At 40.8% G+C, this 12,486-nt stretch carries 10 protein-coding genes; 3 read left to right on the top strand and 7 right to left on the bottom strand.

Annotated features, from left to right (window positions below; genetic code table 11):
* Window positions 1-232: 232 nt before the first annotated feature.
* The 4 genes from ACK4HU_RS20170 to trxA all read right to left on the bottom strand — a co-directional run bounded on the left by ACK4HU_RS20170 (window position 233) and on the right by trxA (window position 3,378).
* Window positions 233-721, bottom strand: coding sequence for a DUF6691 family protein (locus ACK4HU_RS20170; protein ID WP_409809534.1), 489 nt, complete (start codon window positions 719-721; stop codon window positions 233-235).
* Between the two features lie 12 nt (window positions 722-733).
* On the bottom strand, window positions 734-1,315 hold the full coding sequence (locus tag ACK4HU_RS20165) for a YeeE/YedE family protein (RefSeq protein WP_409809533.1): 582 nt from the start codon (window positions 1,313-1,315) through the stop codon (window positions 734-736).
* 230 nt (window positions 1,316-1,545) lie between these two features.
* Window positions 1,546-2,970, bottom strand: a complete 1,425-nt coding sequence (locus ACK4HU_RS20160; protein ID WP_409809532.1) for an MBL fold metallo-hydrolase — start codon at window positions 2,968-2,970, stop codon at window positions 1,546-1,548.
* An 87-nt stretch (window positions 2,971-3,057) separates the two neighbouring features.
* Window positions 3,058-3,378: a thioredoxin gene (gene trxA, locus ACK4HU_RS20155; protein WP_409809531.1), complete on the bottom strand. Its 321-nt coding sequence runs from the start codon at window positions 3,376-3,378 to the stop codon at window positions 3,058-3,060.
* Window positions 3,379-3,545: 167 nt separating this feature from the next.
* Here trxA and ACK4HU_RS20150 point away from each other — a divergent pair, with 167 nt between their 5' ends.
* Window positions 3,546-6,530, top strand: coding sequence for a DUF2723 domain-containing protein (locus ACK4HU_RS20150; RefSeq protein WP_409809530.1), 2,985 nt, complete (start codon window positions 3,546-3,548; stop codon window positions 6,528-6,530).
* 875 nt (window positions 6,531-7,405) lie between these two features.
* Here ACK4HU_RS20150 and ACK4HU_RS20145 read toward each other — a convergent pair.
* Window positions 7,406-8,182, bottom strand: coding sequence for a class I SAM-dependent methyltransferase (locus ACK4HU_RS20145; protein ID WP_409809529.1), 777 nt, complete (start codon window positions 8,180-8,182; stop codon window positions 7,406-7,408).
* Window positions 8,183-8,243: 61 nt separating this feature from the next.
* Here ACK4HU_RS20145 and ACK4HU_RS20140 point away from each other — a divergent pair, with 61 nt between their 5' ends.
* Window positions 8,244-9,479 (top strand): GWxTD domain-containing protein, encoded by a 1,236-nt coding sequence (locus ACK4HU_RS20140; protein ID WP_409809528.1) that lies wholly within the window; start codon window positions 8,244-8,246, stop codon window positions 9,477-9,479.
* Window positions 9,452-10,228: a 23S rRNA (guanosine(2251)-2'-O)-methyltransferase RlmB gene (gene rlmB / locus ACK4HU_RS20135; RefSeq protein WP_409809527.1), complete on the top strand. Its 777-nt coding sequence runs from the start codon at window positions 9,452-9,454 to the stop codon at window positions 10,226-10,228. Before ACK4HU_RS20140 ends, rlmB begins: the two co-directional genes overlap by 28 nt.
* Window positions 10,229-10,378: 150 nt before the next feature.
* Here rlmB and ACK4HU_RS20130 read toward each other — a convergent pair whose 3' ends face one another.
* Both ACK4HU_RS20130 and ACK4HU_RS20125 read right to left on the bottom strand, forming a co-directional pair.
* Entirely contained in the window at window positions 10,379-11,455 is a 1,077-nt protein-coding gene (locus ACK4HU_RS20130; protein ID WP_409809526.1) for a mannose-1-phosphate guanylyltransferase, read from the bottom strand.
* A 7-nt stretch (window positions 11,456-11,462) separates the two neighbouring features.
* Window positions 11,463-12,431 (bottom strand): SIS domain-containing protein, encoded by a 969-nt coding sequence (locus ACK4HU_RS20125; protein ID WP_409809525.1) that lies wholly within the window; start codon window positions 12,429-12,431, stop codon window positions 11,463-11,465.
* Window positions 12,432-12,486 lie beyond the last annotated feature (55 nt).

Raw genomic sequence — 12,486 nt, 5'->3', positions numbered from 1 at the left:
AAAAAAAACCCCCCACCCCTCCCCCCAAACTATTTTTTATTAATAACATGGGGGTCGTCACGGGCGGCGCCCCCTATTACCCCTCCCCTCCTCTTAAAAAGAAACCAACGGACACCGAGCGAAGTTGAGGTGTAATCAAAATTAAATTCGGCCACTAGTGTCATTGCGGATAATCATATTAATAAAAAAAGCCACCCTCTTTCGAAAGTGGCCTAGTTAAAATTTTCAAGATTTAATTTGGAAACTTGTCCTCAAATTTTCCATATACCCAAGTTCCTGCCAAAGCGGAAATAAGCGTAACCAAAATCACGGTATATCCACTACCTATCTGGGCGAATAAAGGCCCGGGACAAGCTCCGGTCAGGGCCCAACCCAAGCCAAAGATAAATCCACCAATCACTTGACCTTTTTTAAATACTTTTTCAGGAATTATAATTTGCTCCCCGTGCATTGATTTGATATTCAATCGCTTGATAATTTGGATTGAAATGATGCCTGTAACGATTGCTGATCCGATTACTCCATACATGTGGAAGGATTGCAAACGAAACATTTCCTGAATTCTGAACCAGGAGATGATCTCAGCCTTCACGAATACGATTCCAAAGAGCGTACCTAGGATCAAGTATTTTAAAAGCTCCAGTCCTTTATCATGATTTTCACTCAGGTTTGGCGCCACGCAATGTGGATCCTGTCCTGCTATTTTTTCTGCTATTTTCATCTCGCTATTTTTTTAAAATCCTGTCAATTTCATTAATGGCTCCAATAACACATGCGTCATCAAGAAACCTCCTATCATAAAAAATATCGTTGCCACCAGGGATGGCCATTGAAGGTTGCTAATCCCCATGATCGCATGACCAGAAGTACATCCACCGGCATATCTTGTTCCAAAGCCAACCAAAAACCCTCCAATGACAAAGAACAAAAGCCCTTTTCCAGTGAAAAGATTGCTCCAAGAGAAGATATCAGTTGGCATTAAGGAATTAAAATCCGTTACGCCAAGTGCAGCTAAATCCGCTTGTGTAGCTTCGGATATAACAATAGTCTCTGGATCTGCCATGAAATTCACAGCAACGAAACCTCCTATACCAACTCCCAAGACAAAAAGAAGATTCCAGATCTCTTTTTTCCAATTGTAAGAAAAGAAGGGAATTCCGGCGGGGATACAGGCTGCACAAATGTGCCGTAGGGAGGAGGAAATTCCGAAGGTTTTATTTCCCAGAATTAATAAAGCTGGCACTGTGAGGCCGATCATCGGCCCTGCCACATACCATGGCCAAGGCTGAGATATCCATTCCATAAATTGATTCATATTATATATTTTTTAAGTACTTATTATTAAGGCTTTGAACATGACCAAATTGATCTAAAGTTCATAGAAATTCTAAATCTCAGTCAATGATCTATTGCTGACATTAAAAATATCAAAGATTGGAGGATTGAATGAATACCCTTGTGACTTTGATCACATCGGCTAGCTTAAATTCAAAATGGCAAGCTCGAAAGCTTACCATTTAGATTCACACTTTGTTGGATAAATTCCTAAAGTAGTGTTGTAGGGCAAACGTAATCCGATACCTTAAATTTCTCAGAGGCTTTGATCGCAGCAAATCCTCCCGCTATGTCGATCAAATTGTCGTAACCTCTAGCCCTCAGTACAGAATTGAAAACCATAGATCTGTAACCACCCGCACAGTGCACGTAATAGGTTTTATCTTTATCTACTTTCAGCATGCTGTCATTGATGTAGTCAAGTGGGGCATTTTCAGCATCCAATACATGTTCAGAGAGGAATTCAGAATTCTTTCTTACGTCTAGAATATTGATTTCAGGATCGGCTTCTTTGATTTTCGCCAATTCTTCCACCGTGATTGAAGCAATCGAATCTACTTCATGTGTTGAAGAATTTTTCCAAGATGCAAATCCTCCTTTGAGGTAACCGATGCAATAATCATAGCCCACTCGGGCTAGTCTTGTGACTACCTCCTCCTCACGCCCTTCTTCTGCCACTATCAAAATTTCCTGCTTGAGATCTGGGATCATTGCCCCAACCCATACTGCAAAACTTCCATCAATCCCAATGTTGATTGAGTTTGGAATGAATCCTTTTGCAAAAGTCTGAGGATCACGCGTATCAAGAATCATTGCTCCTGTTTCGTTCGCCGCTACTTCAAATTCCTTTGGAGTCAGGGGATGAACACCTCTTTGCAACACTTCATCAATGCTGTCATATCCTTGGATATTCATCATCACATTTTGAGGGAAATATGCAGGAGGAGGAGTTAAACCAGTTATGACTTCTTTTATAAAAGCCTCTTTGGTCATTGGTTGAAGTGCGTAGTTGGTCTTCTTCTGATTACCCAAGGTATCCGAAGTTTCCTTGCTCATATTTTTACCACAAGCAGAGCCTGCCCCATGTGCTGGATAGACAATTATATCATCAGATAAAGGCATGATTTTATTTCTCAGCGAATCATACAGATGAGCTGCAAGCTTATCCTGAGTCAAGTCAGCAATAACTTTCTGCGCCAAGTCTGGTCTTCCGACATCACCGATAAACAAGGTATCCCCTGTGAAAATTGCTTCAGCCTTTCCTTCTTCATTGAAAAGCAAATAGCAGGAAGACTCCATGGTATGTCCCGGAGTGTGAATTACTTGAATTTTTGCTTTTCCAAGGGTAAAAATCTGGTTATCCTCAGCAACCACTGCATCAAAACCCATCTTCATACTTGTTGGACCAAATACAATCTTAGCACCGATTTTTGCAGCAAGATCCTGGTGACCTGATACAAAGTCAGCGTGGAAGTGAGTTTCAAAAACGTATTTGATTTTTGCGTTTCTTCGTTCAGCTTTTTCAATATATGGCTGTACTTCTCTTAATGGATCAATGATCGCTGCTTCGCCGTCAGACTCAATGTAATACGCACCTTGTGCAAGACATCCGGTATAAATTTGTTCAATCTTCATATGATAAAGTTTTTTGGTTGCTTATTAAAACTTACTCAAAATTATCCGCTGTGAACTGTATTCAAAATGACTTTTGTCACATTGAAATCAGGCATGAGCCATCAAGTTTGAATTGATTATCTGAACTAGCTGATGAGCGGGAACTACGCCTGATTGTCTCCAGACCGTTTTTCCTTTGTGGAAAAGGATAAGAGTAGGCACTCCCCTTACCTGAAATTTACCAGCTGCCAAGGGATTTTTATCCACGTCAACTTTTACGATTTTCACTTTTTCACCCAACTGCCTAGAAGTGTCCTCTAAAATGGGTTGCATCATTTTGCAAGGTCCACACCAAGTAGCAAAAAAATCCACCAGTACAGGAATGTCCCCATCTATCAGTTCTTGGAATGTTTTAGTTTGAGTACTCATCGCTTTATATTTAAATACAGAACAAAAGTAGGTACACTTATGCATCCTAACAGTAATTTTTGTCACAGGAAAAAAGCCTTCAGAAGCTACCAAACTTTAAAAAGTGCTAAAATATCCTGAAATGGAGTAAAATTTTATATTTTCGCCCCGACTAATTTTCCGTTTTAATGCTCAATTATAAGCAGATCAATAACATAACCGGCTGGGTAATTTTTGCTGTTGCCACATTGGTTTATATTCTTACTGTAGAACAGACCGCGAGTTTTTGGGATCCGGGAGAGTTTATAGCAGTTTCATATAAGCTTCAAGTCCCTCACCCTCCAGGAGCTCCGTTGATGCTTTTGGTCTATCGATTTTTCGGATTCTTGGCGATGGGCGATGGTTTGCAAGTAGCCTATTGGATGAATGTCGGTAGTGCCCTCTTCTCAGGATTCACTATTTTATTTCTTTTTTGGTCTATTACTTTATTTGGAAAACGAATCTTCGCAATCGAAGAAGGGAAAGAAACCACGGGTCAGATTATCGCATTAATGGGTTCAGCTATTGTTGGATCGCTGATTTACACCTTTTCCGATAGTTTCTGGTTTTCAGCAGTTGAGGCAGAAGTATATGCCATGTCTTCTTTCTTCACAGCGATCGTGATTTGGGCTTTTTTGAAATGGGAAGTGATCAAAGATCCAAGAATGGAAAATCGATGGATGATCTTCATCGCTTACTTGGTTGGACTATCAATCGGTGTTCACTTGCTTAACCTCGTGACTTTGCCAGCTTTGGCTTTAGTCTATTATTTCAAGAAATATCAAACTCCTACCTTGAAAGGCGCGATTTACGCCATGTTTTTGGGTGGCGTTGCGCTAATTATTATCAATAACCTGATCATTCCGGGACTGCCAAGTTTAGCTGCTTCAGTTGAAATCTTCTTTGTAAACAGCATCGGATTGCCATTTGGATCAGGAATTATCGTGTTTATTTTACTTTTTCTTGGAGCATTGGTATTTGGAATTCGCTATTCCATTCAGAAAGAAAAAGTCCTACTGAATACCGTGCTTTTATCCTTGGTTTTCATCTTAATTGGATACGGCAGCTATACCTTAGTCATTGTCAGATCAAATCAGGATCCGATCATTAATGAAAATGCCCCTAAAGATGTCGTAAGCTTTGTCTCCTATCTCAAGCGGGAACAATATGGCTACAGACCATTACTCCACGGCCAATATTTCACCGCCCAACTTGTGTCACAAGAAGAAGGCGCGCCGGTTTACATGAAAGGCAAGGACAAATATGAGATCGTAGATTACCAACTGAAAAACACCTACGATCCGGCCAAAACCACGATTTTGCCTCGAATCTATTCCACTCAGGAAAATCACAAACGGATCTATCGGTCAAAACTAGGTCTGAGAGAAGGTCAGGAACCCACTTTCGGTGACAACCTGTATTTCATGATCACCCATCAACTTGGCCACATGTACTTTAGATATTTCATGTGGAATTTTTCGGGAAGAGAAAGTGATTTCGGAGATGCTCCGTGGATAGGTTTGACGGATGCTTTTGGTGACAAATACCCGGATTACATCAAGGATAATAAAGGACATAATAACTATTTGATGTTGCCTTTGATCCTCGGACTGATCGGAGTTTTCTTTCAAGCCAAACGGGATCCGAAGTATTTCTATGTGAATCTCATGCTCTTCCTGATGATGGGTGTGGTTTTGGTATTGTACCTCAACTCCCCACCGGTGGAGCCTCGAGAGCGGGATTACATCTATGTAGGTAGTTTTTACGCGTTTGCCATTTGGGCTGGACTTGGAGTGCTAGGAATTGCTCATGCACTTGGTAAAGCCACCAAAAACCTCAGCACAGGAGCGATCATCGCAACACTTATTACTCTTCCAATTGCAGGGCTTATGGGAGCCCAAAACTGGGACGACCACAATAGAAAAGGACGCTATTTTTCTGTGGATTCAGCTCGAAACTTCCTTGCATCCTGTGCTCCAAATGCGATTCTTTTCACAGGTGGGGACAATGACACTTTCCCGCTTTGGTATGTACAGGAAGTAGAAAACTTCCGAACAGACGTTCGCGTGATCGTTTTAAGTTACTTTGATACCGACTGGTATGTACAGCAGATGACCCGGCCGGTCAATGAATCCGCTGCACTCCCATTCTCCTTGACAAACGAACGCTATCAAAAGGGAACCAATGATGTGCTTTACGTCATGGAACAGGAAAATATGAATGCGATTTCAGCTTCCGAATACCTCAAGCTTTTGAATTCCGGTTCAGACTTGTTGAAAATGAAGACCGGAGGAAAAAGCGTGGTAAACATGATTCCATCACGTAATTTGATATTGGAGGTGGATAGCAGTTTTGCTTCGAATGATGAAATCGTACCGCCGCAATTCAAAGATTTATTCGTCCCACAGATGAATCTTCAAGTAAAAGGTCAATACGTTACCAAAGGCACCTTGATGCTGATCGATCTAATTGTAAGTAACAATTGGGAAAGGCCGATTTACTTCAACAATACCTCACTATCTTCCATTGGAATTAATATCCAAAATCATGTCGTAAAAGAGGGATTGACTTATCGTCTACTTCCAGTACGCAAGCCTGAGTTTGTAAGGGAGGAGTTGGTCAATACCGACCTTGCTTATAAAAATTACATGGAGAATTTTGCTTTCCGTGGCATGAATGATCCGAACGCTTATCTCGACGAGGAATATAGAAGGTTCGCCTCCAACCATAGAAGTTCGCTAAACACCATAGTGATGGCACTTTTGGATGAAGATAAAATGGAAGAGGCTGCTACCTTGTTGAATTATGGACTAGAGACAATCCCTCATGCCGCCATGCCTTATGATCTAAGTAGCGGACAGTCGGTTCCGCTGTTTTTTGAGGTTGGAGAAGATGAAAAAGCCCTGGACATTATTGACAAAATCTCCAAGCGATCACTGGATATGATTGATTTCTATACCCGTGAAAACAGAGCCTATGATCGGGATATGATGATATCCATCGAAATGGTAAAATATTTCATTCCGCTATTGGAGGAAAGAGGCTATCAGGAAGAGGCTCAATCCTTGAAATTGAGATTGGAAACCCTGATCGGAACTGAAAGCACTCAGCCGGGAAGGTTAGAGAGAAGATAGACTTCTGAAATTGCAACTAAAGAAAGGCGAGGATTTGATTCTCGCCTTTTTGGTTTTGATAAAACTATAAAAAAATGCTACAAAGGCACGAAGACATTAAGGTTGCCTACTCAAAAAAAATCTAGAATTTCATATGATAACAATTGATTTTTAGCGGTCATATTGAATCTCGCTTCATGGATAATCATTTCAGTGAGTATCGGATACGACATGCCTGTCTGCCTCAGGCAGGCTCGATTTCAACTGACTGATTTTTAGCAGAGAATTTTCAGAGATGGGCAGATTTTGTGGGTCATAGTTTTGTATCCTTTTCTGAATGTAGCTTGCCAGACGGAAGTCATGTCTGCGGGAAATAATTCAAATACAAGAAGTCTGAGAATAGCTAAAGGGTATGATTTTGCCAAATCCCCTTTGCGTTCCTTCGTGTACTTTGCGGCGGTCATAACAAAACCTTGGAGGTTATCAGAATCTCAAAAGTTCATCCCAAGAAAAGCTTCAGCTTTTCTTCTCCGTGCCCTTGAAAAACGTCAAAAATGAATTGAATAATTGAAGTTCGCCCCAACACCAATATCCCAAATCAAACTCTCTTTCCCCTCTGTGGTAAAAAAATTTTGCGCCGGTTGATGTTTAAGGGCAAAAATTAAAATCACTGTTTGGTCGGTCTAAGACTGCATAGTGATAAGCACAAGTCTGAAGACTCGCGCTAGTGAAGTAAAAATAATCTGTGAATATCTGTGTCCTTTTCTGTGGCCATCTGTAAGAAAAAATCCGCGAATATCAGCGTCCTTTTCAGCGGTAATCAGCGGGAAACATAACCTCGAAAAAGAATTAGAATAGCAGTGCCTTAGCGCCTTTGTAGCTAAAACTTAAAAACCTTACTTTTTCCAAAGGACATAAAACAAATCCATGCCTACAGCCGGATCTTCCACCAATGGATAATCCTCGTGAGTAATCTCCACTACTGATTTTCCTTGCTGCTTGTATAATTTGTTCCGATTCATCCTATTAAGAATTTCATACGGAGCTCTCAAAACTGCCGCTGGAAGCTTGTGCTGAAGATTGAAAATATCAAAACGCATAATGCGCTGAACTGACTTTCGGTTGGCTTCATGATATGCCCAAACTTTATTATTTCCACCGATTCCTTTGGCTTCCACTTTGTCAAAAATTCCAGCTGCCAGATCAATCAATTCCTGAGGCTTATATTCCCGTTCATGCCATGGATTGCGAGAAAGGGTATGAGTAATGTTAGGAGTGGAAACAATTGCTTTTCCTCCCGGCTTTAGCATTCGATAGATTTCCTGAAGAAAAAGTTTATCATTCGGGATGTGCTCAATCACCTGAAAACTTACAATTGTATCGAATGAATTATCCTTAAAATCTACAAAAGGAGGAATCACGGCCTGACGAAAATCAACTCCGGGGAATTTAGCCTTTAGCATTTCGATCACTTCTCCAATTTTATCCAAGCCTATGTAGCTGGAAGCCAAAGGCAAAAGCTCCTCCACTCCTCTTCCTTCACCACATCCCACTTCTAGTAATTCACCGGAAATCCAGGGTTTGGCAGCGATATATGCCTTAAGAAGTCGCTGATGAATTGGATTGTCGCTGATCAACTTGTCTGAGGCGATTTCCGTTGTATAGGTAGCCATTCGAAATTTTAGTATTTTGGCAAAAGTAAGTCTAATTTTTAAAAACACTGATTAAGACCCAATGAATCGAATCCTCACCTCATTCTTCCTTTTTCTAATTGCCTCCGTATTTATTTCCTCTCCAGCCTTTTCCCAAAAAACCCTTTCCACTTCCGATCAAGCGCTTCGATACTCTCTTTATTCCCGATTGGGACTAAAAATCATTCCTGTAAAGGTCAGTAAGGAAAGTTTCAAGGTGCAGTTTGTGGTTGAAAAAATCGAGGAAAATCCGGCATTTGCCAATTTCAGTTTTAGCTATTCAATTTTGAATTCTTACGATCAGGAAATATTGTCTGACCTGATCAACCTGATGACTGAAAATGATCTCATCGCAAATTCCGACCGGCATTGGATTTTTGAGAAAATGGTAGAAATCCCGGAAGAGCAAAAAACGGCCATTGCACTACTTACTATTCTGGATACGAGGCAGGGTGATGAATATTTCTATCATATTGATCTCAAAAGTTCCTACGTGATGGATCAACCGGATTTTGGAGCTTATTATGCCAATGAGATTGCGTTTGATCAGAATTATTTGAACAAGGACGAATCAATACTCTTCAAAACCATCACCTCTCCGTCAATCTATTCCTTTTATTATCCCATGAAGTTTGATGTCCCCTTTCCTCCCATGGAAACACGTCCTGCTGATATCCCCAAGGAATTAAACGTGATCAAAATGGGTGATTTCTTGTCAAATATTCCAAAAGAGCTAAATGAGGAGGGCTATTATTTTTTTCAGACCGATACCACTGCTTCGACAGGTCTGCTACTGAAAACAACCCATGAATCTTTTCCAAAAGTCAAAGATTGGGCAGAAATGGTGCAAATGGTGACTTACATTTCCACGAGAAAGGAACATGAGACCTTGCTTATAGCACAGGATAAGAAAAAAGCTTTGGACGAATACTGGATCAATCTGACTCGCAACCCGGAAATCGCGAAAGAACTGATTCGCAACTATTTCCGGATGGTCGAATTTGCAAACATCCTTTTCACGGACTTCAAAGAAGGATGGAAAACGGATCGTGGAATGGTGTATATCGTGATGGGACCTCCGCAAGAAGTAAATTTTTATCTTGATCGGGAAGTTTGGTCATACGCAGGAATGGACGCAACCTCGAAAATTCGGTTTACCTTTGCACGGGCAAAAACAATACTTAGCCCACATTTCTACACCCTGAACAGATCCCGGGCTTATCAGCCTGTTTGGTTCAAAAACATTTCCCAATGGAGAAGCGGAAGGATGGCTTTCTAATCGAAAAAGGAGCCACTGAAAAAGATTTTATTTTTGGTACACGAGCTGTTATGGAGTCAATCCATGCAGGAAAAGACATCGATAAAGTATTGGTTCAAAAAGAGTTGAATAATGACCTGATCAAGGAATTACTCACACTCTGCAAAGCCGAAAAAATCCCAGTGGTCCGAGTACCGGATGCGAAACTCAACCGGATCACTCGCAAAAATCACCAGGGTGTAGTAGCTCAGATGTCAGCGATTATCTATGCATCGCTGGATAATGTGATTGATAACTGTTTTGCTGTCGGCAAATCACCTTTGATTTTGGTACTGGATCATATCACTGATGTGAGAAACTTTGGTGCTATTGCCCGGACAGCAGAATGTGCCGGAGTAGATGCGATTGTGATTCCCGAGAAAGGAAGTGCGCAGATCAACTCTGATGCAATCAAAACCTCCTCCGGAGCTTTGAATTTCTTGCCGGTTGCTCGTGTAAAAAATCTTTTTTATACCTGCAGAGATTTGCAGAAAATGGGTTTGACCTTGATCGCAATCACAGAGAAAACCGAAAAGGTCATGTATGAGGCGGATTTTTCATCTCCAGTAGCCTTGATTATGGGTTCGGAGGAAGATGGTATTTCTCAGGAAATCTTCGGTATCGTAGATGATAAAGTAAAAATCCCAATGGCGGGCAATATCGAAAGTTTAAACGTTTCTGTTTCCGCGGGAGTGGCGATATATGAAGCGATTCGGCAGCGGAAGAAATAATCAATGATCAATGATCAATGATCATTTCTCAATTCTCAATGGTCAATTCTCAAGTATAAAATAAAGTGCTTTGAAAATTGGTCTTTGAGTTTGTTAATTAAAAATTGAAACAAAAATACCTGCTGCTATAAAAAATAAGGATAACTCAATTCAGACAAAGTCCTCCCCTTTCTTTTTGGCATTCAATACAAAATCCCTGAATTTCTTCTCGCCACCAAGCTTACAGATCAACAGAACATTGTCTGATTCATTGATCAGATAATTATCGAGGCCTTCGATCACCACCAGTTTGTCAGTGTCCATTTTGACATAGGAGTTTGTGGTTTCATAAAGCAAAGCATTGCCTTCGATCACATTGTTATTCCCGTCTTTTTCCTGCAATTCGTGCAGGCTGTGCCAAGACCCCAAATCTGACCAACCAAAATCCCCCAAAATGACATAAACTTTGTCTGACTTCTCCATGATTCCATAGTCTATGGAAACATTTTTCAGCATAGTGTAGGCTCTATCAATAAACTCTCCCTCTGTTGATTTTCCGAAGTGAGATTTTCCTTCCTCAAATACTTCAGCTACATCAGGCATGTTTTCCGCGAAGGCAGCGAGCAGACTATTAACTTTCCACACGAACATTCCTGAATTCCACACAAAATCCCCGCTGTCTATGAAGGTCTTGGCAAGTTTTAAGTTGGGTTTTTCTGTAAAAGTCTTAACTTTCAAAGCTGGACTACCATTATCACCTTCGAGAAATTGAATATATCCGTAGCCTGTTTCAGCCCGATTGGGTTTGATGCCTATAGTGATCAATCGATCTCCTATCTGAGCCGCTAGTACTGCTCGATTAATGGTCTGAATGAATCGCTTTTCCTGCAATATCAAATGATCCGCTGGGGTAACAATAAGCGTTGCCTGAGGATCAAAGGTCTGGATTTTATAGGCTGCATAGGCAATACAAGTTGCAGTATTTTTTCTGAGAGGTTCGGCTAAAACCTGTTCGGGATTTAATTCCGGCAATTGCTCGAGGATCAATTCCGTGTATCGGTAATTGGTGACCACAATAAACTGCTCCGGTTCAGCTAACTCCCTAAACCTATCATAGGTCATTTGGAGCAAGCTTCTACCCGTTCCGAGAATATCCAAAAATTGTTTGGGTCTATTTTTACGACTATATGGCCAAAACCGGGATCCGATTCCACCTGCCATAATCACAATGTAGGGTTTGTCTTGCATGCTGGGATTAGACTATTCCTTCTTTCATCAAATCATGAATATGGACAAAACCCGCGATTTTTCCCCCATCCATGGCCACTAATTGAGTGATATTATGATTTCGCATCAAATTAAGTGCACGAATGGCAAATTCATCCTTTGAAATTGTCTTTGGGTTGATGGTCATGATGTCCCTTGCTCTCAAAGCTTGAATATCCAGCGTTTTTTCCAGCATTCTTCTTAAATCTCCATCCGTAATGATGCCAGTCAAATTACCAACTGAGTCATTAACCGCAGTAGCACCCAGGCGCTTCCCTGAAATCTCAATAATCACCTCGGTCAACCCTGCATTTTCATTGACTATAGGAATAATTCCTTTTGAAATCACATCTCCCACTTTGAGATAGAGTTGTTTACCAAGTGATCCTCCCGGGTGATATTTAGCAAAATCATCTGACGTGAAACCTCTTGCCTCCAGTAAACAAACTGCCAAAGCATCACCTAAGGCTAGGTGTGCAGTGGTACTTGTGGTTGGCGCTAAATTATGAGGGCAAGCCTCCTCACCTATTGTAGCATTTAATACAAAATCGGCCTCCTCGGCTAGGTAAGATTTAGTATTGGAAACCATTGCTACTAAACAAGACCCTAATTTTTTCAAAAGGGGAACAAGTACTTTAATTTCAGGTGTATTTCCTGATTTTGAGATACATAAAACAATATCGGACTCTTGAACCATTCCCAAATCTCCATGAATGGCATCTCCTGCATGCATAAAAAGTGCGGGAGTTCCTGTGGAGTTAAGTGTGGCTACGATTTTATTGGCAATGATGGCACTTTTGCCCACTCCAGTAATCACCACTCTCCCCTTGGAATAAAGAATTCGCTCCACACAAGCTTCAAAATCACCGTCCAACCCATCGATTAATTTTAAGATGGCATTTGCTTCATTTTGCAAAACCCGAGTGGCTGTATTTCTAATATTTTTAGCTAAATTCAATTTTACCTGCGTTAATCACTAATTTTGGACAAAGGTATAAAACTAATCGTTCATT

It is taken from the genome of Algoriphagus sp. (assembly GCF_046296635.1).
Classification (GTDB): domain Bacteria; phylum Bacteroidota; class Bacteroidia; order Cytophagales; family Cyclobacteriaceae; genus Algoriphagus.
Note: the sequence above shows the minus strand (reverse complement) of the source record. Positions and strands in the feature narration are given on the sequence as shown.

Excerpts from the sequence above, each read along its gene's own strand:
- ACK4HU_RS20170 (WP_409809534.1), bottom strand. The coding sequence starts at position 721 with ATGAAAATAGCAGAAAAAATAGCAGGACAGGATCCACATTGCGTGGCG.
- ACK4HU_RS20165 (WP_409809533.1), bottom strand. The coding sequence starts at position 1,315 with ATGAATCAATTTATGGAATGGATATCTCAGCCTTGGCCATGGTATGTG.
- ACK4HU_RS20160 (WP_409809532.1), bottom strand. The coding sequence starts at position 2,970 with ATGAAGATTGAACAAATTTATACCGGATGTCTTGCACAAGGTGCGTAT.
- trxA (WP_409809531.1), bottom strand. The coding sequence starts at position 3,378 with ATGAGTACTCAAACTAAAACATTCCAAGAACTGATAGATGGGGACATT.
- ACK4HU_RS20150 (WP_409809530.1), top strand. The coding sequence starts at position 3,546 with ATGCTCAATTATAAGCAGATCAATAACATAACCGGCTGGGTAATTTTT.
- ACK4HU_RS20145 (WP_409809529.1), bottom strand. The coding sequence starts at position 8,182 with ATGGCTACCTATACAACGGAAATCGCCTCAGACAAGTTGATCAGCGAC.
- ACK4HU_RS20140 (WP_409809528.1), top strand. The coding sequence starts at position 8,244 with ATGAATCGAATCCTCACCTCATTCTTCCTTTTTCTAATTGCCTCCGTA.
- rlmB (WP_409809527.1), top strand. The coding sequence starts at position 9,452 with ATGGAGAAGCGGAAGGATGGCTTTCTAATCGAAAAAGGAGCCACTGAA.
- ACK4HU_RS20130 (WP_409809526.1), bottom strand. The coding sequence starts at position 11,455 with ATGCAAGACAAACCCTACATTGTGATTATGGCAGGTGGAATCGGATCC.